Source organism: Collinsella aerofaciens, assembly GCF_015560135.1.
GTDB classification, from domain to species: Bacteria; Actinomycetota; Coriobacteriia; order Coriobacteriales; family Coriobacteriaceae; genus Collinsella; species Collinsella aerofaciens_AN.
Genome location: NZ_JADMRH010000019.1, coordinates 23,278 through 47,956 on the forward strand (window position 1 = coordinate 23,278; position 24,679 = coordinate 47,956).

Here is a 24,679-nt window from a genome sequence, read left to right on the forward strand (position 1 = left end):
CGAACAAAGCGGGACATCTTTTTTGGTGGAGCACAATCTCTCCGAACACGATATCCAGAGTACTCCGTCCTGATCCCTTACCGAACAGACCGGCTCGTTTTTTGCTTTAAGCTTCTTGCACGTATTACCGCCGGAGAAGGGACAGTGCGGAACCGACCCTTCCGGGCTCCATCCGGCATGTGGAATATCTATGGGGTGAATGGGCGTCAAAGCGTCTGTTCTTTGACCATAATACTCTGCAACTCTCGTACTCATTTCCCATCCAATCGTAATGCTAGGTAGCTGGATAAAGGACGCTTTTAGCCAAGCGGTACACAGTCACACCATTAATGGTATAGCTGCAATCCAATTCTAATTTACCCCTTGAATACCATATCGTTGTGATATTCAATAAACTCCGCCCTAGGACTTGATTGTTTGGGCAGTGTAATTCGCTCACCGTTATAACGCCATAGATACTCATCTTTGGGCGCCTCGTGCCCAACCATGCTAGACACTATAATCTTCAAATCCTTCGTTATGGTTATAAGCCCTTGGTCAAATGCCCTATCGAGAAGAGCATTCAAAAGCAATCCGTTGTCTGGCGCAAGCCTCTCAGTTTTGGGATCGGACGCCTTCCATGGCTTGATGTGGCTTGCTACCAGTAATTTCTGATTCGATAGACCTGTTAAACAACAATGCGAGTTGTAATTAACGAGCAATGTATTACGAAAGAACCGCTGATTAACGCGGGCTGAGATAATCACATCACGATCTCGTCCTTCCGGCAAGCTAGCTCCAATTGCATCTTGCAGATCGTCGCTCATCACATCGCCCGAATCAAGTTGATCAAGCTGGCCAAAGAAAGCATCAGCCGCTTCCTCAATCAACTCGTCGCCACCCGATGAGTACTCCGCCCATACCATCTTGTCCATCTTGCTGGCATTAACCATTCCCACCTTGCCGCGCGCACGACGTCGTTCATCAAACGAAGCGAGGTTCCATATCTTCAAGGAAACCGCTGCCGGCGTTCTACCGATGGCGCGGGCTAACGTCTGCACGTCCTCACCTTTGTCATCAATCAACCTTGCAGGCAGAGCAAGGTACAAAAACAACGCCGCCAGGGTTTCTTCCCTCGACCAGTTTTTTCTTCGCTCCGCCATATCGACCATCTCGCTTGCACGTCATTTGCTCAGTGAGACCAGGATAACCCAAAGTACCCGATTCAAAACTGTCCCGGACGATTCCCCGCGCCACCCAAAAACTCATCCAACATTAATCTTGGCTCAAGAATCGCTTAATCTATAACCTGCACTATAGAGTTCGACCAAGGGCGGGGCGGCGCCACGCAGGTCGCCGAACGCAACGCTCGCGCCCGGGCAAATCGCCCGGCGTCGCGCCCATCGAACGAAAGGACAGGTCATGGACGACCTCGAAAAAGTTGAAACCATCCGCACCAAGTGCAACGTGAGCTACACCGATGCCAAGGCAGCACTCGATGCCGCCGACGGCAACATCCTAGATGCCATCATTTGGCTCGACTCGCAGGGCAAGACCCAGACCACGTCAGCGCACGCCGCCACCGAGTCCGAGCCGGTCAATGAGCCCTCGGCCGAGATGGTCGCCGCGCAGGCCGCCTACGAGAAGTCGAGCGAAAAGACCGACTTCTCCAAGAAGATGGACAGCGTGTGGGAGTACCTCAAAAAGCTCTTCCGCCTGAGCCTAGACACCAAGTTTATCGCCACGCGCCGCGACGCGATCATCCTCAACATTCCCATCCTGATCCCCATCGTCGCGCTGTTTGCCTGGGGCGCCACGATATGGCTGATGCTGATTGGCCTGTTCTTTGGCATGCGTTACCGCATCGATAGCGACGGCGACGTACCCGGCAGCATCAACAACCTTATGAATCACGCTGCCGATGCCGCGGACGACATCAAGCAAAATCTCAACGACGACAAGTAATCGCAGACGGGGGCACGCATGGCACGGATCCTGATCGTAGAGGACGAGGAGAAAATCGCCCGCTTTGTGACGCTCGAGCTGGAGCACGAGGGCTACCAGGTGGAGCACGCCGCCGACGGCCGCACCGCCGTGGACCTGGCGCTGGAGCGCGACTACGATCTGATTCTGCTCGATGTGCTGTTGCCGCAGCTCAACGGCATGGAGGTGCTGCGGCGCATCCGCAAGCACAAGGATGTGCCGGTGATTATGGTTACCGCGCGCGATGCCGTGATGGACAAGGTGGCCGGGCTCGATGCCGGCGCCGACGATTACCTGACCAAGCCATTTGCGATTGAGGAGCTGTTCGCACGGATCCGCGTGGCGCTGAAGCGCTCGGAGGCCGTGCGGGCGGCTTCGGGCGTTGGCGGCGCCGGGGCCAGGACGGGCACGGCGAGCGGCGCGGGTGTCGGCGCCGCTGCGATACCCCCGGTCAGCGACTCTGCCCAGGCTTCCGCCTCGCCCTCCCCCGCTACGCTCACCGTTGGCTCAGTCGTGCTCGATCCCGGCCGCCGCGAAGTCACAGTCGGCGGCTCGCCCATCGCGCTCACGGCTCGCGAGTTCGACGTCCTCGCCCTGCTTATGGCGCATGCCGAGACCGTGCTCACACGCGAGCGCATCGCGCACGAGGCGCTGGGCTACGAATACGTGGGCGACACCAACAACGTCGACGTGCACATCGCGCACCTGCGCGCCAAGATCGAGGACGCCGGCGGCGCCCGCATCATCCAGACCGTGCGCGGGGTGGGCTATGCCTGCCGTGCGTAACGCCGAGGCCAAGCGCGTCACCTCCATCGCCCGCGCCATCAACTGGGGCTATATGTGGCGCCGCCTCATGAGCTACGTCTGGCTCGATCTGTTGCTGGTGGTTGTTGCGGCGGCGATCCTCGTCTATGGATACAACCAGACGCTGCCCGACGGCGCGTTTACCGCGGGATGGATTCCCAGCGCCACCGTTCACGGCATGTCGCTGGCTCCCGCGCGCGGCTGGGACCTGACCACACTCACCTATACCGTCGAGCTTGCGCGTAGCACCAAGACCTTCCCCCTCGCACAGGACCTCGTCACGCTATGGCCTCTCTACCTTGTCGTTGCGGGCTGGCAGGTTATCAGCGTGCTCAACATGCTCGGCGGCGCCCGCCGCGTGCGCCGCACCATGGCGCCGCTCAACGATCTGGCCCTGCGCGTGGACGAACTCGGCCGCATGCAGCTCTCCGGCGGCAAGATGGAAACGCTCGAGCAGGCCATCGAGCGCGCAAGCGTCGACTCGCCGAGCGTCACCACCGGCGACGCCGACCTGGCAAGCATCGAGGTCGCGCTCAACCGCCTGCTGCGCCAGATGCAAGAGGCCAAGCTGCAGCAGATGCGCTTTGTCAACGACGCGAGCCACGAGCTGCGCACGCCCATCGCGGTGATTCAGGGCTACGTGAACATGCTCGACCGCTGGGGCAAAGACGACCCGGACGTGCTGGCAGAATCCATCGCGTCCCTCAAGGCCGAAAGCGAGCACATGCAAGAGCTCGTGGAACAGCTGCTGTTTTTGGCACGCGGCGACGCCGGACGCACGGTCCTGCGGCGTGCGAATACCAACCTGGCCGCGCTGGTCGGCGAGGTATGCGAGGAGTCACAGATGATCGATGCCGCGCACACGTATCGACTGGCGTACGACGCTGCGCTTGTCAGCGACCCGCGCTGCGACGCGCCCGTTGACGTGGCGCTCGTGAAGCAGGCTCTGCGCGTGATCGTGCAAAACGCCGCCAAGTATTCGGACGCGGGCACGCCCATCTCGTTTGGCGTAGCGCCGGATGCGGGCGCAGGCACGATCGACATAAGTGTTGAGGACGAGGGTATCGGCATGAACCAGGAATCCGCAGCTCACGCGTTTGAACGGTTCTACCGCGCCGACAACGCACGCGATGCCGGCGCGCAGGGCTCGGGTCTGGGGCTTGCCATTGCCAAGTGGATCGTCGATAGCCATGGTGGTGTCATTGGCGTGACCTCAGTCGAGGGCGTCGGCAGCCGCTTTACGATTCGCCTGCCGCGGTAGGAAGCCCCTCGGCATAAAAAAGGGATAGGGCCAGGCGGCTCTATCCCTTTTTGCTAGCTATAGCAGCCTGTGCGCTACTCGCGGCACAGATGCACGGCGAAGCCGGCGAACTCGCGCTTAAAGTACACGAGCTTGGTGCCGCCGTCGGGCAGCAGCACGCGCGACTCCTCGTTGACCTCGAGCCCGCGCTCGGCAAACCACTTCTCGGCCGCATCGATGTCGTTGACGGCAAAGCCAATGTGGCCCTTGGTGCCACGACCGTTCTGCTTCATGACCTCGACCAGCGAATCGTTAAAGTACGAAACCGGGGTCTCGATAACGGGCAGGCCCATCATCGTCGAGAACAGCTCCGCGATCTCCAGGGCGTCTGCCGGGTCGGTAGCGTTGATGCCCACATGGGCAACGCGCATGCCAAAGAGCTCGACCGGACTGGCGTTCTGTTCATTCATACAGGTAGCGCCTACTGAGCCATGACGTCGAGGACGGCCTTCTCGGCAGCGACGCGGTTCATGCCGGTCATGAAGGGCACGCCACTCACGTACGGGCAGGTGAGGCCCTCGGGGGCAACGGTGGTGGCGATCAGCAGGTCGGCGCCCTCGTCGCAAGCGTCCTTGGCCTCGGAGATGGCGCACTGCACGATCTCATACTTGCCGGCATAACCGTTGGCGTCGAGCATGGTGGCGACCTTCTGGGCAACGAGCGTGGAAGTAGCAGCGCCAGCACCGCAAGCCAAAACAATCTTCTTCATAGGTAATGTCTCCCTTCGAGGTTTACTTTAGGTAAGTGTACCGCAGCGAGCGATGGCGCTCGGCCTCGATGCACTTTTATGCCAGTTTGCTTGCGCGCTGCGTATAATACATCTAGTACATGTTGTCATACCGCTCGCTTTACGAGCGACTAAGGACTCTGAAATGCCCGATTCCCGCACCCTCTGGACCGCCGTCGTTATCATCTGTATCGCCGTGTCGGTGTTCTTTAGCGTCAAAAAACGCACCACGTTTAAGCGCCTGCAGCAGCTTATGGCCGCCAAGCAGTGGGACGAGTTCGACCGTTTGCTCGACTCCAAACTCACCAGTATGCTGTATCCGCGTTACAACCGCGACTATCTGCGCCTGAACTCCTATCTGCTGCGCGAGGACCACAAGCGCGCCGACGAGATGTTCGAGCTACTACTGGGCCTTAACCTGCCCAAGATGCAGCGTGTCGACCTAGTGATCAAGGCCTTCAACTATTACGTTGGCCAGGAGGACCGCAAAAAGTCCAAGGAGCTGCTGCACGAGATCAAGGGCTTCGAGGGCGGCCAGGCCGAGACGGTCGCACGCGAGTGCCAGCTGATGTACGACACGATGATCCTCAAGCGCCACAACGACATCCCCGAGCTGGAGCGCATGCTCAAGGAGGCCGGTGACGACAAGGTCAAGAGCTGCCGCCTGGAATACCTGCTCGCCCTGCAGTACAAGAACAAGGGCGACGAGGCCAAGTTCCAGGAGTTCCTGGAGAAGTCGGGCCAGCACTCGATGGCCGTCAACGCGTAACGGACGGCTTGTGCTAGACTTCTAGTCTTACGGGGGCGTGGCGGAATTGGCATACGCAGGAGACTTAAAATCTCTCGCCGCAAGGATTGTGGGTTCGAGTCCCACCGCCCCTACCATATGGAGCTTTCGAGCCCGTGTCCCCAAGGGATGCGGGCTCACTTCTTTTAGATGCCGGTGGGACTCGAACCCGCGAGGGGGGGCGAGCGTCAAGCGGACGCGCAGCGTCCGCAGCGAGCCGGCGAGGGCGCCAGCAGGCGTCCGAAGCCGGTGCGGATTTGCGCAGCAAATACGCGGACGTCCCACCGCCCCTACCACGTATTGTTTACGAGCTCGTGTCCCCCGGGGATGCGGGCTCGTTTCTTTTACACGCCGGCGGGGCTCTAAGTTGCGGTGGAATAGATCCTGTTTATACCGTTTACCAGCTTATTTAGGAACTATTTCACCGCAACTCAGAGGAAGACGGTTAAAGAGCACTCAGGCTCGGGGTCCAGCCGATGGTGGGGGTTGTGCCGTCGAGAGTCTCGTTGATGGTGGCGGCCATGCCGGCGAGGAGGCTGCTCTCGCTTACGGTGAGCGTCTTGTAACCGCCGGCGCGCATGAGTTCGCGAATCACCACGGCGCCAGCGAGAATCACGCCCGCGCGCTTGGGCTGCACGCCCGGCAACGCGGCAATGCCTGCAACATCCAACGCAGACATGCGCTCGATAGCGGCCGAAATCTGCTCCATCGAAAGCTCGCGCAGGTGCACAAAGTTCGAGTCGTACGGCTCCAGTTCGTGGACCAGCGCCACGAGCGTGGTAACGGTACCGCCCACCGCGACGAGGCGCTCGGCGCGCTCAAAGTCGACAGGCAGGCCCTCAAAGTAAGCCCCGAACTGCTCGCCCGCCCATACGCCAGCGGCGGCAAGTTCACTGTCCGTTGGCGGCAGCGCCGAGAAAAACCGCTCCGTCACGCGACGGCAACCGATGTCCAGTGAGCGCGTTCCCTCCAGCGCAAAGACCCCGCGCTCAGGCGCATAGACGCCCGTCGCGAGCTCCGTGGAGCCACCGCCCGAATCGGCGACGATGATGCGCTCGCCAGCAAAGTCGTGTGCCACGCCAAAAAACGTCAGGCGCGCCTCGACCTCGCCCGGAATCACCTGCGGTTCGAGCCCCAGATCGCGCAGACCGTCCAGCAGCAGCGCGGCATTGGACGCATCGCGCGCGGCACTCGTGCAGGTGGTGCAGACGCACGCGGCCCCAAAGGTACGGGCTTCGTCCACAAACATGCGGCACGCAACGAGCACGCGCTCAACGGCCGCCTCGCAAAAGCGCCCCGTCGCGTCCACGCCCTCGCCCAAGTCGGTGATCTCGGTATGCTTGGACGATTCCACGATCGCCCCGGCCTCGACCTGCGCCAACACCAGTCGCGACGACACCGTTCCCAGGTCAATCGCGGCCACCTTATATCGTTTGCAATCTGCCATTGCGGGCTCCCCTCCGGGCGCTACTCGCCTACTCGCCGCTGGACGCGACCGTCTGACCCTCGACGCCGTTAAACCCAAACAGCATGTCGAGCGCCTGGATGTACCACGGCGCGTCCTTACCGACTTTTTCGATTTCCTTGGCAACTTCGCTGGCCTTCTTGGCGTTCGACGACTTCTGGCTCGACGAGGCATCCGAATCGCCGTCCAGGCCCTGCACTTCAATCCTCTTCTCGCCGGGCATCACCAGGCCCAGGTCCTCGGATGCCGCATCCTTGATGCCCTCCTCCGAGAGCAACTTGTCGACGCTTTTTTGCAGCTCATCATTGTATTGCTGGCGAATCTCGACCTGCTTGGCCAAGATATCGCTCGAGCGCTTTGCCACGTACAGGTCGCGCACGGGGAAATACAGGCTCACGAGCACCAGGGCAACGACGATGCCGATGAATAGCCCTCGCTGAGGACCGTGGGTAAAGTCGTAGATCGCCTTGACCACCGCGTTGTCGTTGGCGTAATGCATAAAGTCCGAGCCCGAAAGACGGCTCGAGGGCCTGCTCGACCCGTCGTGCGTCTGGGCCGAGGGACGCGACGCATGCGACGAACGTGCCGGGCGCACCGGTCCATCTGTCGAAGTATTCACTTGAGCATTGGGGCGCGAGGTACTTGTCGGGCGCTGCATGGAGCGGTCGGCGCCGGCGTAGGCGGACCCACCGAGCTGCACCGTGCGCGCACGGCGAGGCGACGGCTCACGCGAACCGGCGGAATAGTACCTGTTGTCGTAAATCTGATCCATGTGCGCCTTGTGCGGTTGAGGTTTGTTTGCGCTAAGTATTCTAGTTATAGCACGAGCGCCCGCACCGCCTTCGCCAGCCTTTGCTCGACATAAAAAAGGCGCTGAGTCATATGGCCCAGCGCCCAATGGTGCTCAACAGCGCCCGGCTGAAGCAAGGCGAATCCGAGTCTTCCCCGCCCCCGCGAGCTCCGCGTGCCTAGCGAATGTTGTAGAACGCGGCCTTGCCGGCGTAGCGCGCGCTGCCCTCGAGCTCGTCCTCGATGCGGATGAGCTGGTTGTACTTGGCGATACGGTCGCTGCGGCACGGGGCGCCCGACTTGATCTGGCCGGCGTTGACGCCCACGACCAGGTCGGCGATCGTGGAGTCCTCGGTCTCGCCGGAGCGGTGGCTCACGATGCAAGCGTAACCGGCCTCCTTGGCGGTCTCGATGGCCTCGAGCGACTCGGTGAGCGTGCCAATCTGGTTGACCTTGACCAGGATCGCATTGGCGGCGCCCAGCTCGATGCCCTTCTTGAGGCGCTCGGTGTTGGTGACGAACAGGTCGTCACCCACCAGCTGCACCTTGTTGCCAATGCGGCGGGTAAGCTCGACCCAGCCGTCCCAGTCCTCCTCGGCCATGCCGTCCTCGATGGAGATGATGGGATAGGTGTCGACGAGCTTCTCCCAGTAATCGACCATCTGGGCACTCATGTACTCCACGCCCTCGCCCTTGAGCTCGTACATGCCGGTCTCGGCGTTGTAGAACTCGGTGGACGCTGGGTCCATGGCGTACATGAAGTCGACGCCGGGCTTAAAGCCGGCCTTCTCCACGGCCTTGGTGATGTACTCGAACGGCTCGGCATTGGTCTTAAGGTTGGGGGCAAAGCCGCCCTCGTCGCCCACGCCGCCGCCCAGGCCGGCCTCGTGCAGCACGCCCTTGAGGGTGTGGTAGACCTCGGCGCACCAACGCAGGCCCTCGGCAAAGCTCGGGGCGCCCACCGGCATGATCATAAACTCCTGGAAGTCGACGTTATTGTCGGCATGCACGCCGCCGTTGAGGATGTTCATCATAGGTGTGGGCAGCAGATGAGCGTTGACGCCGCCCAGGTACTGGCACAGCGACAGGCCAGCCGACTCGGCAGCGGCGCGGGCAACGGCCAGCGACACGCCCAGGATGGCGTTGGCGCCGAGCTTGGTCTTGTTGGGGGTACCATCCGCAGCGATCAGCGCGGCATCGACGGCGCGCTGATCGAAGGCATCGAGGCCCACGACGGCATCGGCGCACTCGTTGTTGACGTGCTCGACGGCCTGCGAAACGCCCTTGCCCAGGTAGCGGCCCTTGTCGCCATCGCGCAGCTCGCAGGCCTCAAAGGCGCCGGTCGAAGCACCCGAAGGCACCATTGCGCGGCCAAAGCTGCCGTCCTCGAGCACGACCTCGACCTCGACGGTGGGATTGCCGCGGCTGTCGAGCACTTCGCGACCGTAGACGTCCAAAATATCGCTCATGTTGTCTCCCTCTCACTTGGAAACGTAGTGGATGCAAGCGACCGGCTGACCGTGCACCGTCGGTGCGCCTCCGTAAGTTAGCCATGTCGCACTTTTTGCATTATGCCCTAAGTTAGCCGAGGGATACACTTGATTTTCGAAAAATTTAGCGGGAACGATAAGGCGTGTCAGCCCGTCGTTCCCGCAGTCTTACTCCTCCGCCTTTGCGGCATCCCACAGGTCGTTGAGGCCGTGGGTCGAAAGCTCGGCAAGATCCACGTGAGCATCGGCCGCCATCTGCTCCATCGCGGCCCAGCGACGGCGGAACTTTGCCGTGCTGGCACGAAGGGCACTCTCGGCGTCAATGCCCTCTTTGCGCGCAACGTTGACCAGGGCAAAGAGCAGGTCGCCAAACTCCATTTCGCGCTCGGGCGTTCCGGGGGCCTCGGCCTCAAACTCGGCACGCTCCTCGGCGACCTCGTCCCACACGTCCTGGACCGTCTCCCACTCAAAGCCCACGGCAGCTGCCTTGCGCGACACCTTCTGCGCCTGCATCAGCGCCGGCAGATGCGTGGGCACACCATCGAGCAGACCCTCGGGCGCGGCCTCACCCGCCGCCACGGCTTTGTCCTTGGCGGCCTTCTCGGCAAGCTTGACCTCGTCCCAAATCTTGAGTACCTCGTTGGAGCTGTCGGCATCCACATCGCCGAACACGTGCGGATGACGGCGGATGAGCTTGGCATCGATATCACGCGCCACGTCGGCCAGTGTAAACTCGCCGGCGTCAGCAGCAATCTGCGCATGCAGCACGACCTGCATGAGCACGTCGCCCAGCTCCTCGCGTAGGTGAACCGCGTCGTCCGCCTCGATGCAGTCGAGTGCCTCGTAGGCCTCCTCGATCATGTTCTTGCCGATGCTGCGGTGCGTCTGCTCACGGTCCCACGGGCAGCCATCGGGCTGACGCAGGCGCCAGATGGTCTGCACCAGATGCTGCAGCTCGGTCGACGCGTCTACCAGCGTAGACAGATCGCGCGAGCCCTCGGCATTTTGCTGAGCCATATGCTGCGCCATGGCTACTCCCCCTCCATGACCACGTGGCGGAACGCGCCGCCCTCGTAGATGCCGTAGCTGTGCGTACCGTCCTTGGGAATGCTCACGCTGCCGGGGTTGAAAAGCCACAGGCCCGGGTGCGCGGCGCTCTCCTCGTTGATCTTGATGTGCGTGTGACCGTAGACGAGCGCGGAGCCCTCGGGCAGCGCGGGCGCGTGGTCGACGCTGTTGTGCATGCCGGCGCCAAAGACATGGCCGTGCGTCAAGAACAGCTCACGGCCGGTTTCGTCAAACAGCGTGGCGTAGTCAGTCATGACGGGGAAGTCGAGGACCATCTGGTCGACCTCGGCGTCGCAGTTGCCGCGCACCGCGATGATGCGGTCGGCTAGGGCGTTGAGCAGCGGAATCACGCGCTTAGGAGCATAGTCGCGCGGCAGGTCGTTGCGCGGACCGTGGTAGAGCAGGTCGCCCAGCAGAACGATGCGGTCGGGCTGCTCGGACTCGATGGCGGTGACCAGGCGCTCGGTCCAGTATGCCGAGCCGTGGATGTCGGAGGCGACGAGGTATTTCATGGGGAGATCCTTTCGAATGGGGTTGATATGGCTAGACGCAGGATGTCGCCACCAGCCGCGTTATTCAAATCGCAGTGCCGCGCTCTGGGCCGCCTGCATCACGCGCTGGAGCGGCACATTACGCTCGCGAGCGAGACGGGCGCAGTCCTCGTACTCGGGCGCTGCACGCTCGCTGCCATCGGGCAGGGTTGCCACCTTTACGGCCACCTCGCCCCAAGGCGTCGCCACTTGTTCAAAGTGGCGCGGCAGGCAGACGCGCTCCATGACCTGGCAACGAATGCCGTTGGTCGTGGTTTCCAAAAAGATAATCGTCTGCAGGCGCTCGATATCCTCGTGCGAGCAGATCACCTGCAGCTGCCAGCCGGGGCGTCCTTTTTTGCAATAGAGCGGCAGCCAGTGCACCTCGCGGGCGCCTGCCCCGCGCAGACGGTCGGCGGCGTAGGCGAGCACCTCGGGCGACGCATCGTCGATGTCGCATTCCAGCTTGACGATGGTCTCGGGCGCATCGGTCTCGCGAGACAGCGGAGATTTGCTATCGCATGGCATACGGTCCGGCTCCTTTCCGCACGGGCTCGTTTTGTTCATCCAAACGCTAGCACATCGCGGGCGGCGCAGGGGCGGCGTCATGGGATAGGTGCGACTTTTGCTGGGCGCAAGTGCTGGCGCGCTCCAACGCCGGCCCGCTCCATTCAAACGTGTACGTCAGCCTCCAAACATGTCATTTTTTGCAGCTTTTGGAGGCTGATGTACATGTTTTGAGAGCACAAGCGAGGCCGCACCGCGCGCCGCGCAGCCTTTCCAATCGATTTCGAGCTCCGGCATGCCCGGCGTGTTGAGAGCTGCGCCATTACAATGAAGCGGATTCGCTTGACGCAAAGGAGCCGCTATGCCCATGTGCCCGCTGGTCGATTGCCATACCCACACCTCGTTTTCGGACGGGCATGCCTCGTTTGAGGACAACGTTCGCGCCGCTGCTGCGGCCGGCTGCCGCGTCATGGTCTCGACCGACCATCTCACCCTGCCCGCCAGCATGGATGCTAACTGCGAGGTGCAGGTTACTGAGGGTGACCTCCCGGCGCATCGTCTGGCTTTTGAGGACGCTCGCAATCTTGCCGCTCAGATTGCGCCAGAACTCACCTTTATCTACGGTTTCGAATGCGATTGGTACGAGGGCTGCGAGCCTTTGGTTGAGCGCTGGTCCCAGGGCGCCGTCGTGCGCCTGGGCAGCGTGCACTGGATTGGCGACCCCGGCGATATCATGGCCGGTGCCGCGGGTACGACGGGAACGGAAAACGTCGCTCGCCCCGATACACCCGACTCACGCTGCGGTTGGATCGACGATGACACCAACCTGCACGTTTGGGAAAACCTGGGAGTACGCGGTGTGTGGGAGCGCTACGTCGACGACTGGTGCCGTGCTTGCGAAAGCTCACTCAACTTTGACGTGATGGCCCATCCCGACCTGGTCATGCGCTTTTCGAAGGAAGGCTTTGCGCCCGATTTTGACCCGGCGCCGTTTTGGCAGCAGATGGCCGAATGCGCCCACGATACGGGTCGCCGCGTTGAGGTCTCGACCGCCGCACCGCGCAAGGGCCTCGACGACTACTATCCCGCGACCGGGCTGTTGCGTTGCTTCGCCCACGCCGAGGTGCCGATTACTTTTGGCTCGGACGCACACCGCGCCTGCGACATCTGCTGGAACATCCGCGAGGCCCAGGTCCACGCCTACGACTGCGGTTATCGAACCTTCGACATCCCCCACCCCACCGGCGAATGGGAGTCCACGCCCCTCGCCTAGACATCCCTTCATGAGTTGCGGTGAAATAGTTCCTGTTTATGGCCCTAAGACCGTCAAACAAGAACTATTCCACCGCAACTTCTATTTCATTGGCAACTCCCGAAAGACTGTCCCTAACGACTAGTCGTTTAAGAACGTCCCCAATGACTAGTGGCGGCGAGCGTTGAGCTCGCCGGCCAGCTCGTCGAGGGTAATACCGTAGCGTTCGAGCGTTACAAGCAGGTGGTAGACCAGGTCGCCGGCCTCGTAGCGGATGTGGTCGTGATCGTTATCCTTGCAGGCCATGATGACCTCGCTCGCCTCCTCGGCAAGCTTCTTGAGCAGCTCATCCTCGACGTCGGTCAGCAGACGCGCGGTATAGCTCTCCTGCGGCGATGCATCACGACGACCGTGAATCACCTCGGCCAGACCTGTCAGCGTCTCACCGATATTTCCATCCTGAATGTTTGCGGTGCGCACACCCATAGTTCAATCCTTTCTGGTGGCCGAGCGTCTAATCGAGCGCCCGCCCTACGCGAGTTTCTTAAAGAAGCAGGTACGGTTGCCGGTGTGGCAAGCCGGGCCCGGCGAGTCAACCTTGACCAGCAGCGTATCGCTATCGCAGTCGGCCCAGAGCTCCTTGACCGCTTGCATATTGCCGCTCGTCGCGCCCTTGTTCCAGAGCTCCTGGCGACTGCGGCTCCAAAACCACGTGGTGCCGGTCTTGAGCGTCAACCCCACCGACTCCTCGTTCATCCAAGCAACCATAAGCACCTCGCCGGTGTCATATTGCTGAACCACACAAGGAATCAATCCTTTGGCGTCGTATTTAAGATCCGCTGGAGTAGTAATTTCTCTCATTTCAATTCCCCAATTTAAACATCGCCGGTCGGCGAGGGTTGTCCAGGTGCCCGAGATTCCGAGCGACAAGCCCGACGACGCGTACTTAAGTACGCGAGGAGGGTTGGAGCCGGAAGGTCGGGTGCCTGGGCGGTCCGCAGCGCTAAAAGTCCAGTCTGACAGGGATGCCTTGAGAGGCCATATACTCCTTCACTTGACGGATGCTGAACGTCCCAAAGTGAAAGACGCTTGCCGCCAGTACGGCGTCGGCTTCGCCCTCGATCACACCCTCAGCAAAATGCTCGAGCGTGCCCACGCCGCCGCTCGCGATGACGGGAATCGGCACCGCGCGCGCCACGGCGCGGGTGAGCGCCAGGTCAAAGCCGGCCTTGGTGCCGTCGCGGTCCATACTGGTGAGCAAGATCTCGCCGGCGCCGCGACGGGCCGCCTCCTCGGCCCACGCCACCGCGTCGATACCCGTGGCGTTGCGGCCGCCTGCGGTAAAGACCTCCCACTTGTCGGCACCAGATGCGCCGGGCAAACCGACGCGCTTGGCATCGATCGCCACGACCACGGCCTGGCTGCCAAACGCCGCGGCAGCCTGGCTAATCAACGACGGATCGCGCACGGCGGCAGAGTTAAGCGACACCTTGTCGGCGCCGGCTGCAACCATGGTGCGCATGCCCGCCAGGTCGCGAAAGCCGCCGCCCACGGTATAGGGAATAGCGAGCTCCTCGGCCGCATGCGCCGCCATCTCGATGGTCGTCGCGCGGTTGTCGCTCGTGGCGGTAATGTCCAGGAAGACAACCTCGTCCGCACCCTCGCGGTCGTAGGCGCGGGCTAGCTCCACCGGGTCGCCCGCATCGCGCAGGCTCACAAAGTTGACGCCCTTGACCACGCGGCCGTCCTTGACGTCCAAGCAGGGAATCACGCGTTTGGTAAGCATGGGCTACTCCTCCCCTCGGGCGGCGGCTAGCGCCTGGGCCAGCGTAAAGTTGCCCTCGTAGAGCGCACGGCCGGTAATGGCGCCCTCAATAGCATCCTCACCCACCGCGGCCAGTGCGCGGATATCGTCGAGCGTCGAGATACCACCCGAAGCCACGACGGGAAAGCCCGCGACCTCGGCCACATGACGATACGCCGCCACATCGATGCCCGTCTGCATGCCATCGCGCGCGATGTCGGTATACACCAGATGCTTAAAGCCCAGCTCGGAAAGCTGCGCCACGGCATCGTCGAGTGCCACGCCCGCGCCGTCGCGCCAGCCGTTCACCTTGACCTGGCCGTCGCGTGCGGCGATATCTGCCACCAGCAGCTCGCCAAAGCCGCGAGCCGCCACCTCGGCAAATCCCGGCTCGGTCACGATCACCGTGCCCAGCGCGATGCGACGCGCGCCATAGCCGGCAAGCTCGTCGATGCGCGCGAGCGAGCGAACGCCGCCGCCCACGTCCACGGACAGACCGTCGACGCCGCAGATAGCCTTTATCGCCGCCGAGTTGGCAGCGCACGCGTCCTCGTCCTCGCCAAAGGCAGCGGACAGGTCGACGACGTGCACCCAGCTTGCGCCCTGCTCGGCAAAGGAGCGGGCAACGGCCACGGGGTCGTCGGAATATACCTTGCAGCGACTGCGGTCGCCGCGCTCCAGGCGCACGACCTTGCCGCCGATCAGATCGATTGCGGGAAACAGGATCATCGGCCGGCCTCCTCGACGATGTTGACGAAGTTCTTAAGGATGCGCTGACCCAGCGCGGAGGATTTCTCGGGATGGAACTGGCAGCCCCACACGTTGCCATGGCGCACGATGCACGGGAAGCTCCGCGTATAGTGCGTGTGCGCCAGCACATCGGCGGCATCGGCATCGTCGGCCACCGCGTAGCTGTGGGTAAAGTACATGTTGGCACCCTCGGCAAAACCAGTAAGCAGCGGATCGACCGCGCCGGCGGGCGTCATGTGCACCTGATCCCAGCCCACGTGCGGCACCTTCAGGCGGCTCGACTCCAGGCGCGTGCACGAACCGCGCATAATACCCAGGCCATCGAACCAAGAACCGCCAGCCTGCTCGGAGGCGTTGCCGTCGGCAACCGCGTCCTCGTCCGCAGGCACGCCCTCGTTGCCGCGCTCAAAAAATAGCTGAAGGCCCAGGCAGATGCCGAGCAGCGGAGTTCCGGCGGCAACGGCGTCGAGCACCGCGTCCGCCTCGCCGCTCTCGCGCATAAAGGCGATCGCGTCGTAAAACGCGCCCACGCCCGGGATGACCAGGCCGTCGGCGTTGCGGATCTGCTCCGGATCGTCCGACGTGCAGGCGGCGGCACCGGCGCGCGCAAGCCCGCGCGTAACGCTCGACAAGTTGCCCTTGTGGTAATCGACCACCACGATCTTCGGTTCGCCCACGCGGCCCTCCTCTTCCCATCATCCAAAACCACCACAAAGGGGACAGGCACCTTCGTGGTGGTTTTTGTCTTTGTAGCGGTTACAGCGAGCCCTTGGTGCTGGGGATGCCCTGCACGCGGGGATCCAGCTCACAGGCGTGGCGCATCGTGCGGCCCACAGCCTTAAAGGCGGCCTCGATAATGTGATGCGAGTTGCCGCCCGCCAGCTCGCGCACGTGCAGCGTGAGCTTGGCGTCGCGCGCAAAGGCATAGAAGAACTCGACGGCCAGCTCGGTATCGAAGCTACCCACGCGCTCAGTCGGTACGGGCAGCTCGCAGTAGGCCTGTCCACGGCCCGAAATATCAACGGCAGCCATCACAAGCGTCTCGTCCATGGCAATCGCCGCGTCGGCAAAGCGCGTAATGCCCGCCTTGTCGCCCAGCGCCTGGCAAAACGCCTCGCCCAGCACAATGCCCGTGTCCTCGACGGTATGATGCGCATCGACCTCCACGTCGCCCACCGCGTGCACCGTCAGATCGAACAGGCCATGGCGGCCAAAAGCGTTGAGCATGTGGTCGAAAAACGGCACACCGGTCGAGATATCGCACACGCCGCTTCCATCCAGGTCGAGCTTTACGACAATGTCGGTCTCGCCCGTCTTGCGGGTCACCTCGGCATAGCGGTCCATCTACATCTCCTCCTTCACCAGCGCGGCAAACGCAGCCAGCACCTCGTCGTTTTCCTGCGGGGTGCCCACGGTAATGCGCAGGCAGTCCGCGAGCCCCGGCGCGTAGCTAAAGTCGCGCACCAAAATCGAATACTCGTCGCGCAGACGCTCGCGCACGCGCGTGGCATGCGACGTGCGCACGAGCACAAAGTTCGCCGCGCTCGGCCATGCCTCCACGGGCAGACCCTCGGCAGCCATCGCGCGCAGGGCACACAACTCGCGCTCGCGCTCGGATGCGACCTGTGCCACCACGGGCGCGTACGCATCGCGGGCACGCACGCAGGCAAGCGCCGCCGCCTGGCTCAACACGTTGACCGAATAGATCTGGCGAATCGCCGCGAACACGTCGATGACCTCGGGCGCCGCGATCACATAGCCCAGGCGCGTGCCGGCGGCGCCGAACGCCTTGGACAGTGTATGCAGAATCACCAGGTTAGGATGCTCGGCAATAAGGCCTTGCGCCGTAGTTGCCGCGCCAAACGAATCGTCGGCAAACTCCACGTAGGCCTCGTCGACCATGACCATGCCGGGGCAGGCATCGCACAGAGCCGCAACAAAGTCGAGCGGCGCCACGTCACCCGTGGGATTGTTGGGCGAGGTCACGATCGCCAGATTGCACTCGGGAGCCGCCGCAAGCACCGCCGCCTGGTCGAGCTCAAAGGTCGCCGGGTCGCGCCACACGTCGCGCACCTCGGTCTGGCACAGCGACGCAAAGAACGCATACTCGCTAAAGCACGGCGGGCAGTTGAGCAGGGTCCGCCCCGCGCCGCCAAACGCCAGCAGGAAGTTATAGAGTAGCTCGTCGCCGCCGTTGCCCACGCAGATGTTCTCGCGCGTCACGCCATGCCAGGCAGCAAGCTCGTCGCGCAGGTCGTTGGACATGGGATCGGGATAGCGGTTGAGCGGTGCGGCAGCCAAGGCCGCATCAACCGCCTCGCGCACGCCGGCCGGCACGGGATAGGTGTTCTCGTTGGCCGAAAGATTGATGCGCGTGGGCGTAAAGTTGGGATCGTAGGGCTCGATGCCGGTCAAGTAGGGCTGGACGAGCTCCTTCATGCGGGGCGTCAGCTCGGCCATATTAGGCCTCCTCGCCGGTCGCGCCAGCGGCACCGCCCGCAGCCGCCGCCAGGTCCACGCCCTCAGCAACCGTCGCCACGGCGTCGCCCGGCCAGGCGACCTTGGTCAGGTCGGCCGCAGCCAGTGACTCGGCACTCACGGCATCCTCGCCCTGCTCCAGCACGCGACGACGCAGGGCAGCAGAAAGCGCGTGCGCCCACAGGCCCTCGGCCTCGGCTAGACGCTGTGTGGCGGGAGCGTCAGAGAGCAGGCCCTCGGGCGTATAGCAAATGACGCTCGAGCGCTTAACGAACTCTTCGACCGAAAGCGGGTTGGAGAACATGGCCGTGCCGCCGGTTGGCAGCGTGTGGTTGGGACCGGCAACATAATCGCCGAGCGGCTCGGAGCTCCAAGCGCCCACAAAGATGGCGCCGGCGTTGCGAATGCCGCCGAGCAGGCCCATCGCGTCCTTGCAGTGCAGCTCCAAGTGCTCGGGCGCCACGGTATTCACCGCCTCGACGGCGGCAGCCATGTCGGCGGCCACCACGATGGTGCCCTCATTGTCGAGCGAAGCACGCGTGATCTCGGCACGCGGCGACTGCGCCACCAGGATATCGATGCCTGCCTCGACCTCGCGCGCAAACTGCTCGTCGCAGGTCACCAGATAGCAGGCTGCCAGCGGATCGTGCTCGGCCTGGGCCATCAGGTCGGCCGCGACCACCATGGGCTTGGCCGTGGCATCGGCCAGCACGCAGACTTCGGAGGGGCCAGCGACCATGTCGATACCCACGTCGCCCGAGACAATCTGCTTGGCCGCAGCGACAAAGGCGTTGCCCGGGCCGGTGATCTTGTCGACGCGCGGAATAGTCTCGGTGCCGTACGCCAGCGCGGCCACGGCCTGAGCGCCACCCACCATATAGATCTCGTCCACGCCGCCGAGCTTTGCCGCGGCGAGCGTATACGGGCTGATCAGGCCATCTTTCTGCGGCGGGGTCACCATGACCACGCGCTTGACGCCGGCAACCTTGGCGGGAATGGCATTCATGAGCACCGTGGAGGGATACTGCGCGCGACCGCCCGGCACGTAGATGCCGGCCGCCGCGAGCGGGGTCACCTTAACGCCGAGCATCGTGCCGTCCGCACGCGTGGTAAACCAGCTCTGCTCGACCTCGCGCTGGTGGAACTCACGAATCTGGCGTGCAGCCTTTTCGAGCGCCGCGGCAAAAGCGGGATCGAGGCCTTCGAGCGCGGCATCGATCTGCTCTTGCGGCAGACGGAAGCTCTGCAGCTCGACACCGTCAAAACGCTGGCAGTAATCGCGCACCGCGGCATCGCCGTTGGCACGCACGTTGGCCACGATATCGCGGGCGGCGTCGACGATGTTTTGCGGCAGCACGCCCTTGCGGTTGAGCTGGTTGGTAACGAGGCGCTCACCGGGAGCAAGCTTGATGGTCTTCATATCGGTATCCCCTATCGGTCGAGGTTGTGTTCGAAAAACGAGCGACTGGGCAGCGGCACCAGTCGGCCCGCAGCCCGTACGTTGGGGCGCCCGTGCGCGCTCGCGCTATTGTGCCGAGCCCGCGACGGGCTCAAAATGCTTGTCCTTCACGGCAGCCGCCAAGCGATCTGCCAGATTGCGTACGCGCGGATCCAGACGTGCGGCGCCCGGATTGACAAAGAAGCGGGCCGTGCAGTCCATGATGCGACCGGTGATGACCAGGTCGTTGTCACGCAGCGTGGCGCCCGTGGCGGTAATGTCCACGATGCGGTCGGTCATGCCGACAATGGGACCCAGCTCGATGTTGCCGTGCAGCGAAACGATGTCGGCGTTCACGCCGCGCTCGGCATACCAGGCACTCGCGATGCGCGGGTACTTGGTTGCCACGCGAAGCGACCCACGGCGGGCATAGTTGCGCTCGGCCTGGCCGGCGCGCCACGCGGGCTCCGCCTCGATAAACGTGCACAGGCCGTAGCCCAGGTCGACCAGCTGCAGCAGGTTGAGGTCCGCCTCGATAAGCGAGTCCCAGCCGCAGATGCCGCAGTCGGCACCGCCGCAGCCCACAAAGGCGGGCGCGTCGCTGGGACGCACGATGACAAACTCGATATCGCCGACCGTGCCCTCACCGGCACGCGTGTCGCGGCCGCGCACGATGAGGTGACGGCCGGGGTCACGCAGCTCAGAGACGTCCAGGCCCGCGGCCTCGAGTACGTCGAGCGTGTCGGCCTTGAGCGAGCCCTTGGGCACGGCAATGCGAAGCGGACCCTCGGCGCCACGGCCCACGGCGTGGTCGCCATCGGAAGCGGCGTCCTCGACCGAAGTTCGCGCGGCTTCCAGACGCTCGAGCGAAAAGGCAAAGCCCGCCGCCGGCACCTCGATGCCGTCGCCAAATGCACCGGTAAAGATGGAGTCGTAGCGTCCGCCCGAACCCACCGGATCGGGCAGGCCGCCGGCATAGGCCTTAAAGACCAGACCCGTGTAGTAATCAAACGAGTTCATGATGGAGAAGTCGAAGGACAGCACCTGGGCGTCCTCCGGAGCCAGGCCCTCGACCAGGGCACGCAGCTCGCGCGTGAGCGGCGCGACAATGCCCACCGCCGCCAGAAGCGCGTCGACGCGGTCGAGTACCTCAGCGCCGCCGTGCAAGCGCGGCAGCTCGCTGATGGCAGCCTTGACGGCCTCGGGCTCGGCGCTTGCCGCCACACGGGCATCGAGGCCCACAAAGTCGTTGGCGTGTACGCAACGCAATGCCTCGGCAGCCAGTTCGCGATCCTCACAGGCCGCGAGCAGTTCCTTAAACGGACGAACGCTGCCCGCAATAATGCGCGCATCGGGCAGCGCCAGCTTGCGCATGGCCTCCGCCACCAGCGAGACGATCTCGACATCGCCCGCGGTATCGCCCACACCGATAAGCTCAAAACCCAACTGCGTAAACTGACGCGAGCCGCCGGCATTGCGCTGGCACTCGCGAACCACCGGCGCCTCGTAGCGAAGGCGCAGCGGCAGATCGGCCGCGCGCATGCGGGTCGAAACCAAGCGCACGATCGGCAGCGTGTTGTCGGGACGGACCACCAGCAGGCGGCCGTCATCATCAAAGAGCTTAAACGGGGTGTCCGCAATGCGGCCACCCTCCTCGAGAGAGCCCTTGTCCTCGAGCAGCGGCGTCTCGACCGGCAGGTAATGATGCTCCCTAAAGCAGCCCTTCACCGTCAGCGCAATCTCCTCGCGCGCCTGAGCCTCCTCGGGCAATATGTCCCGGAATCCCCACGGTGTGGCCGTCATCTGGTGAGCCTCCTCATGCTGTGTTTCATATAGAACAGAAGACCGGCATAGCTCCGCCGGTCTTCTGGGTACTTTAGCATACTAGAGTGTTTGCGGGGAAAATCCATCGCAGCCGCTCACGCCGTATTCATTTGGAAACATAGGGCAGATCGCCGCAACCCAAACCCGCCTAGGCGCCAATCGCACGACGATACTCTGCCATTACCTGCGCATCGGCAGCTGCGGGGTCGGCGAAATAGCGCCCGTCATAGGTCTCGGCCGAAACAACTCCGCGATAGCCGCGCGCCACCAGCCTATCCAGGTCGGCGCGCATATCGCGGTCGCCGTCACCCCAGGCAAGATGCGTCGTGCCATCTGCCGCAACATCGACAAAATGCACGTGGGCGACATCTTCGCCAAGCAGATCGAAATAATCGTCGATGGTATCCCCTGCCACCGCCATAGCGCCCAAATCCAGACACGCCTTAAGTGCCGGATGATCAATTGCCTCGATCATGCGCTTCGTGTCGGCCGCCGAGTTCACGATCATCGACTCAACCGGCTGTAGGGCCTCGAGCACCAGTCGCACGCCGCGCCCTCCCGCATGCTCGGCAATCGCACGCAGCATCGAGGCGCTGCGACCCCACGCGTCCTCGATCGGCTCGTTCAAAAATGCCCAGCCGCTCGAGACCATGACCTGCTCGGCTCCAAGTTCCGCCGCGATATCCACAACGTTCTTAAAGTACGCAAGCGTGCGGGTACGCGCCTCATTCCCGCGCGCCGCGATATTCCACGGCTTGGGGTTGTTCTGTTCGGGACAAAGCCCCACAATCCGAACCCCATACCGCTGCGACAGCTCCCGCACCTGCTCGAGCGAATCGTATCCATGGCAATCGACATACAGATGCATCGCCCCGGTCCAAAGCTCGCAACACGTGTAGCCCGAGGCCGCTGCCGAAGAAAAGAATTCCTCAAGGTCAAAATAGCGATGGCTGATATTCATGACGGCAAGCTGCGGATACTCCATCTTGTCCACCTTTCGGCAAAAGGGCGCCGCAGCACAGTGTGCGCGACGCCCCCTCTTACATTATTCTCATTATGACGGATGCCCTACTGAACACCAAGCACTCCAAAGAACGCGCCGGCGATACTCACGAGCAGGATCACGAGCATGATGACCAGCGGATTCATCTTCTTCTTGAGCATGAGATAGACGATTCCAAACAGCCCCATCGTGACAAAGCCCGGGAAGATTCCGTTGAGCAGCTCGGCCAGCGTCTGAGCACCATCGCCCGCACCGACCATGAGCGGAATGTCCACGGTGACCATCTCCATAGTCATAGCGCCGATCACCATGGCGCCCATGATAGAGGCCATCTTGACGATCGTGTCCATAATGCCCGATTCCTGGACCTTGCTGATCATGTCCGAGCCAAAGCGATACCCCACAAACGTCAGCAGGTAACGGATGATGTAGTGAGGGACATTGAACACGAGCAGGAACAAAATCGGGCCAAGAATAGAGCCCTGTAGCGCCAGCGACGTGCCGACACCCGTTGCCAAAATTCGCAGCGTGCCCCAGTAGAAGGCATCGCCCACGCCGGACAGCGGCCCCATCAAAGCAAGCTTGACATTAGAGATCGCGCTCGTGTCAAAGTTATCTTCGGTGGCGTTGACTTCTTCCATTGCGGCAGCAATAGACATGGGGAGCGTCGAGATGTACGGCGTGACGTTATAGAGCTCCATATGGCGCTTGAGTGCGGCCTTAAAGTCTGCATCCTGCGGATACAGCTTGCGAAGGATCGGCATAAGGGCCCACATAAAGCCGATATGGCCCATACGCTCGTAGTTCCAGGAGTGCTCATAGGGAATCGAGCGCCAGAACAGCTTCTTAAGATCTGCGCGGGTAATCAACCCGTCGTAGGAAGACTCAAACTTAAAACTCATCGAACCCACCCCCAATTGCAGGATCCTCGGTTGCCACTGCGGGCTGCTCCGCCTTTTTCTTCTCGCCCAAAACCGTCATCGCGACGACGATGATCGCGGCAAAGATCGCCACGCCCGTCGTGCTAATGCCAAAGTAGGCGACGAGGAAGAAGCCAGCGAAGAAGAACGGAGCCACCGTTTTGTTCATAATCATCTGCGCCAGCATCGCAAAGCCGAGTGCGGGCAAGAAGGCGGCGGCAACATCCATGCCGGTCTGAACGAAATCGGGGATGATGTTGAGCAGGCTGGCGACGGCATCGGCGCCAAAGAAGAATGCCAGGGGAATAATCAGCAGGCCGCACCAGCTCTGCGCGTAACCGGCGATGAGCATGTTGCGCGTGATGGCCTTGGTGTCTCCGTCCTCGACGTTTTTGTCGATACGGTGCACCAGCAGCAGCATCACCGGCTGGCCCAGGGCAGTATCGAGCGCAAGGACGATCGTTGCGATGGGAATACCCAGGGTCAGGGCCGCCGAAGCGTCCGCGCCGGCCTGCATGGCAAGCGACACACCCAGAATGGTTCCGGAAATCGTATCGGGCGGGTTATACGCACCGACCGAGATGGCGCCGACCATGGCAAGCTCCATCGTGGCGCCCATGATCGTGCCAGTCACCATGTCGCCCATGACAAGGCCAACCAGAGGTCCGAGCACGATCGGGCGCTGGAGGTAGCTCGTGCCCGTCAGCCACTCGGAATAGCCCAAAAGGGCAATCAAGAAAATCAGGATTGTCTTGATAACCATGACAGCCCCTAACCGATGACCTTCGCGGCGTCAGTCTTCGCATCTGCCGGAATCATCTGAATGAACAGTTCATAGCCCTCGCCGAGCAGCTCTTTGACGTATGCCTCGTTTTCGGGCGTAAGGAACACACTCGTCGAGACCTGGCGGGCATTCTCGCTAAAGGCAACGTTGCCGAGGTTGATCTTCTTGACTCCCATCGCCTTGGCGACGGCACCGGCCTGCTGGATCGTCTCGCAAACCACGAAGAGCTTGTACTTATCGGTCACTCCGCTCTGGAGCGCCTTGACGGCGTCCTCGGTGTTTTTGACGACGACCTTGCAGCCCTCAGGCTTTGCAAGGGACAGGGCCTGTAGACGAAGCTTGTCATTGAGGACCGTGTCGCTCACCAACAGGATGCAATCGGCACCCAGAGCCGAGGTCCAGCTAACGGCAACCTGGCCGTGAAGCAGTCGATAATCTACACGAATCATCTGAATCATGATGTGCTCCCTAGTGGTTAAAACTCATCGAGCTCGGCCTGCCCCAGCAGGTCGTTGACGTACTTGACCTTGGTGTCGTCCGCCTCGACGATCTGGCGAATGGCCTCATCGATCGGGGTGGATTCGGGCACGAACAGCAGCTGAATAAGGAGCGGCAGGTTCATATTGGTCACCAGATGCGTGTTGGGACGCGTCTGGACGATCTTGGTGAACTCGTTGTTGACACTGCCACCAAAGAGGTCGGTGCAAACGACGACCTCATCGTCCGCGGCAAAGCCGTCCAGAATCGCTGCGGCCTCCTTGGTCAGGTCCTCGTTTCCGTCGACATACATAGAGAGCGCATGGACGTTTTCGCGCTCGCCGGAAAGCAGGCCGATGCTCTCGACGATTCCAGACGCAAAATGAGCATGGGACGCCACGATAAACTGCCTCATTCGATTCCCCTTCCTAGCGAATTTCGGCATCAAAACCACCCCTAAAAGGGGTGGTTTGCTCTTAGGGTATAACCCTTGGATTTCCGGCACGCGTCTAAAGGCGCC

28 protein-coding genes and 1 tRNA gene are annotated in these 24,679 nt (G+C 62.3%); 6 read left to right on the top strand and 23 right to left on the bottom strand.

Annotation, left to right across the window (positions count from 1 at the left end; translation table 11 throughout):
* Nucleotides 1–356: 356 nt before the first annotated feature.
* Nucleotides 357–1,142, bottom strand: coding sequence for an HNH endonuclease (locus I2H19_RS07950; protein ID WP_195622288.1), 786 nt, complete (start codon nucleotides 1,140–1,142; stop codon nucleotides 357–359).
* Nucleotides 1,143–1,401: 259 nt separating this feature from the next.
* Here I2H19_RS07950 and I2H19_RS07955 point away from each other — a divergent pair, with 259 nt between their 5' ends.
* The 3 genes from I2H19_RS07955 to I2H19_RS07965 are packed head-to-tail and all read left to right on the top strand — an operon-like array spanning nucleotide 1,402 to nucleotide 4,027.
* Nucleotides 1,402–1,944 carry a UBA domain-containing protein gene (locus tag I2H19_RS07955; RefSeq protein WP_195622289.1) on the top strand — a complete coding sequence of 181 codons (543 nt, stop codon included), beginning with the start codon at nucleotides 1,402–1,404 and terminating at the stop codon, nucleotides 1,942–1,944.
* An 18-nt stretch (nucleotides 1,945–1,962) separates the two neighbouring features.
* A complete protein-coding gene (locus I2H19_RS07960; protein WP_195622290.1) occupies nucleotides 1,963–2,748 on the top strand; it encodes a response regulator transcription factor in 786 nt (261 codons plus the stop codon).
* The gene (locus I2H19_RS07965) at nucleotides 2,732–4,027 is read left to right on the top strand and encodes a sensor histidine kinase (protein WP_195622291.1); all 1,296 of its coding nucleotides are present in this window, start codon (nucleotides 2,732–2,734) and stop codon (nucleotides 4,025–4,027) included. The genes I2H19_RS07960 and I2H19_RS07965 overlap by 17 nt, the downstream gene beginning before the upstream one ends.
* Nucleotides 4,028–4,101: 74 nt before the next feature.
* Here the strand turns inward: I2H19_RS07965 and I2H19_RS07970 are convergent, their stop codons facing one another.
* Nucleotides 4,102–4,476, bottom strand: a complete 375-nt coding sequence (locus I2H19_RS07970) for a VOC family protein (protein ID WP_195622292.1) — start codon at nucleotides 4,474–4,476, stop codon at nucleotides 4,102–4,104.
* An 11-nt stretch (nucleotides 4,477–4,487) separates the two neighbouring features.
* Nucleotides 4,488–4,775, bottom strand: coding sequence for a PTS sugar transporter subunit IIB (locus I2H19_RS07975; RefSeq protein ID WP_055252380.1), 288 nt, complete (start codon nucleotides 4,773–4,775; stop codon nucleotides 4,488–4,490).
* Nucleotides 4,776–4,938: 163 nt separating this feature from the next.
* Between I2H19_RS07975 and I2H19_RS07980 the strand changes: the two genes are divergently transcribed.
* Complete coding sequence (locus I2H19_RS07980; RefSeq protein WP_195622293.1) at nucleotides 4,939–5,562, top strand: hypothetical protein; 624 nt, start codon at nucleotides 4,939–4,941, stop codon at nucleotides 5,560–5,562.
* Nucleotides 5,563–5,593: 31 nt separating this feature from the next.
* Nucleotides 5,594–5,678: transfer RNA gene (locus I2H19_RS07985), tRNA-Leu, on the top strand.
* Between the two features lie 347 nt (nucleotides 5,679–6,025).
* On the opposite strand, the gene I2H19_RS07990 is transcribed toward I2H19_RS07985, so the two are convergent.
* The 6 genes from I2H19_RS07990 to larC2 all read right to left on the bottom strand — a co-directional run bounded on the left by I2H19_RS07990 (nucleotide 6,026) and on the right by larC2 (nucleotide 11,450).
* Complete coding sequence (locus tag I2H19_RS07990; protein WP_195622294.1) at nucleotides 6,026–7,027, bottom strand: Ppx/GppA phosphatase family protein; 1,002 nt, start codon at nucleotides 7,025–7,027, stop codon at nucleotides 6,026–6,028.
* A 28-nt stretch (nucleotides 7,028–7,055) separates the two neighbouring features.
* Nucleotides 7,056–7,817 (bottom strand): hypothetical protein, encoded by a 762-nt coding sequence (locus I2H19_RS09970; protein ID WP_229089850.1) that lies wholly within the window; start codon nucleotides 7,815–7,817, stop codon nucleotides 7,056–7,058.
* Nucleotides 7,818–8,013: 196 nt separating this feature from the next.
* Nucleotides 8,014–9,303 carry a phosphopyruvate hydratase gene (gene eno / locus I2H19_RS08000; RefSeq protein ID WP_195622295.1) on the bottom strand — a complete coding sequence of 430 codons (1,290 nt, stop codon included), beginning with the start codon at nucleotides 9,301–9,303 and terminating at the stop codon, nucleotides 8,014–8,016.
* A gap of 189 nt (nucleotides 9,304–9,492) precedes the next feature.
* Nucleotides 9,493–10,353: a nucleoside triphosphate pyrophosphohydrolase gene (gene mazG, locus I2H19_RS08005; protein ID WP_195622296.1), complete on the bottom strand. Its 861-nt coding sequence runs from the start codon at nucleotides 10,351–10,353 to the stop codon at nucleotides 9,493–9,495.
* Nucleotides 10,354–10,355: 2 nt separating this feature from the next.
* On the bottom strand, nucleotides 10,356–10,904 hold the full coding sequence (yfcE, locus tag I2H19_RS08010; protein WP_195622297.1) for a phosphodiesterase: 549 nt from the start codon (nucleotides 10,902–10,904) through the stop codon (nucleotides 10,356–10,358).
* A 60-nt stretch (nucleotides 10,905–10,964) separates the two neighbouring features.
* Nucleotides 10,965–11,450: a nickel pincer cofactor biosynthesis protein LarC2 gene (gene larC2, locus I2H19_RS08015; protein ID WP_229089851.1), complete on the bottom strand. Its 486-nt coding sequence runs from the start codon at nucleotides 11,448–11,450 to the stop codon at nucleotides 10,965–10,967.
* Between the two features lie 340 nt (nucleotides 11,451–11,790).
* On the opposite strand from larC2, the gene I2H19_RS08020 reads away from it, so the two are divergent.
* Nucleotides 11,791–12,702 (top strand): PHP domain-containing protein, encoded by a 912-nt coding sequence (locus I2H19_RS08020; protein WP_195622299.1) that lies wholly within the window; start codon nucleotides 11,791–11,793, stop codon nucleotides 12,700–12,702.
* A gap of 147 nt (nucleotides 12,703–12,849) precedes the next feature.
* Here the strand turns inward: I2H19_RS08020 and hisE are convergent, their stop codons facing one another.
* The 14 genes from hisE to I2H19_RS08090 form a co-directional block, all read right to left on the bottom strand.
* A complete protein-coding gene (hisE, locus tag I2H19_RS08025; protein WP_195622300.1) occupies nucleotides 12,850–13,167 on the bottom strand; it encodes a phosphoribosyl-ATP diphosphatase in 318 nt (105 codons plus the stop codon).
* A gap of 45 nt (nucleotides 13,168–13,212) precedes the next feature.
* Nucleotides 13,213–13,542 (bottom strand): phosphoribosyl-AMP cyclohydrolase, encoded by a 330-nt coding sequence (gene hisI, locus I2H19_RS08030; RefSeq protein WP_195544821.1) that lies wholly within the window; start codon nucleotides 13,540–13,542, stop codon nucleotides 13,213–13,215.
* A 142-nt stretch (nucleotides 13,543–13,684) separates the two neighbouring features.
* Nucleotides 13,685–14,467, bottom strand: a complete 783-nt coding sequence (gene hisF, locus I2H19_RS08035; RefSeq protein ID WP_117769949.1) for an imidazole glycerol phosphate synthase subunit HisF — start codon at nucleotides 14,465–14,467, stop codon at nucleotides 13,685–13,687.
* Nucleotides 14,468–14,470: 3 nt separating this feature from the next.
* A complete protein-coding gene (locus I2H19_RS08040; protein WP_195622301.1) occupies nucleotides 14,471–15,214 on the bottom strand; it encodes a 1-(5-phosphoribosyl)-5-[(5-phosphoribosylamino)methylideneamino]imidazole-4-carboxamide isomerase in 744 nt (247 codons plus the stop codon).
* Entirely contained in the window at nucleotides 15,211–15,912 is a 702-nt protein-coding gene (locus I2H19_RS08045) for an imidazole glycerol phosphate synthase subunit HisH (RefSeq protein WP_195622302.1), read from the bottom strand. Before I2H19_RS08045 ends, I2H19_RS08040 begins: the two co-directional genes overlap by 4 nt.
* A 79-nt stretch (nucleotides 15,913–15,991) precedes the next feature.
* The gene (gene hisB / locus I2H19_RS08050; RefSeq protein ID WP_117779030.1) at nucleotides 15,992–16,579 is read right to left on the bottom strand and encodes an imidazoleglycerol-phosphate dehydratase HisB; all 588 of its coding nucleotides are present in this window, start codon (nucleotides 16,577–16,579) and stop codon (nucleotides 15,992–15,994) included.
* On the bottom strand, nucleotides 16,580–17,695 hold the full coding sequence (gene hisC / locus I2H19_RS08055; RefSeq protein WP_195622303.1) for a histidinol-phosphate transaminase: 1,116 nt from the start codon (nucleotides 17,693–17,695) through the stop codon (nucleotides 16,580–16,582).
* Nucleotide 17,696: 1 nt separating this feature from the next.
* Nucleotides 17,697–19,133, bottom strand: coding sequence for a histidinol dehydrogenase (gene hisD / locus I2H19_RS08060; RefSeq protein WP_148332615.1), 1,437 nt, complete (start codon nucleotides 19,131–19,133; stop codon nucleotides 17,697–17,699).
* 105 nt (nucleotides 19,134–19,238) lie between these two features.
* Nucleotides 19,239–20,954, bottom strand: coding sequence for an ATP phosphoribosyltransferase (gene hisG, locus I2H19_RS08065; RefSeq protein ID WP_195622304.1), 1,716 nt, complete (start codon nucleotides 20,952–20,954; stop codon nucleotides 19,239–19,241).
* A gap of 169 nt (nucleotides 20,955–21,123) precedes the next feature.
* On the bottom strand, nucleotides 21,124–21,960 hold the full coding sequence (locus tag I2H19_RS08070; RefSeq protein WP_195622305.1) for a sugar phosphate isomerase/epimerase family protein: 837 nt from the start codon (nucleotides 21,958–21,960) through the stop codon (nucleotides 21,124–21,126).
* Nucleotides 21,961–22,043: 83 nt separating this feature from the next.
* On the bottom strand, nucleotides 22,044–22,880 hold the full coding sequence (locus tag I2H19_RS08075) for a PTS system mannose/fructose/sorbose family transporter subunit IID (protein ID WP_195363453.1): 837 nt from the start codon (nucleotides 22,878–22,880) through the stop codon (nucleotides 22,044–22,046).
* Nucleotides 22,870–23,661: a PTS mannose/fructose/sorbose/N-acetylgalactosamine transporter subunit IIC gene (locus tag I2H19_RS08080; RefSeq protein ID WP_195622306.1), complete on the bottom strand. Its 792-nt coding sequence runs from the start codon at nucleotides 23,659–23,661 to the stop codon at nucleotides 22,870–22,872. Before I2H19_RS08080 ends, I2H19_RS08075 begins: the two co-directional genes overlap by 11 nt.
* A gap of 8 nt (nucleotides 23,662–23,669) precedes the next feature.
* Nucleotides 23,670–24,140: a PTS sugar transporter subunit IIB gene (locus I2H19_RS08085; RefSeq protein ID WP_117564885.1), complete on the bottom strand. Its 471-nt coding sequence runs from the start codon at nucleotides 24,138–24,140 to the stop codon at nucleotides 23,670–23,672.
* A gap of 17 nt (nucleotides 24,141–24,157) precedes the next feature.
* Complete coding sequence (locus I2H19_RS08090; protein WP_117743676.1) at nucleotides 24,158–24,574, bottom strand: PTS sugar transporter subunit IIA; 417 nt, start codon at nucleotides 24,572–24,574, stop codon at nucleotides 24,158–24,160.
* Between the last annotated feature and the right edge of the window lie 105 nt (nucleotides 24,575–24,679).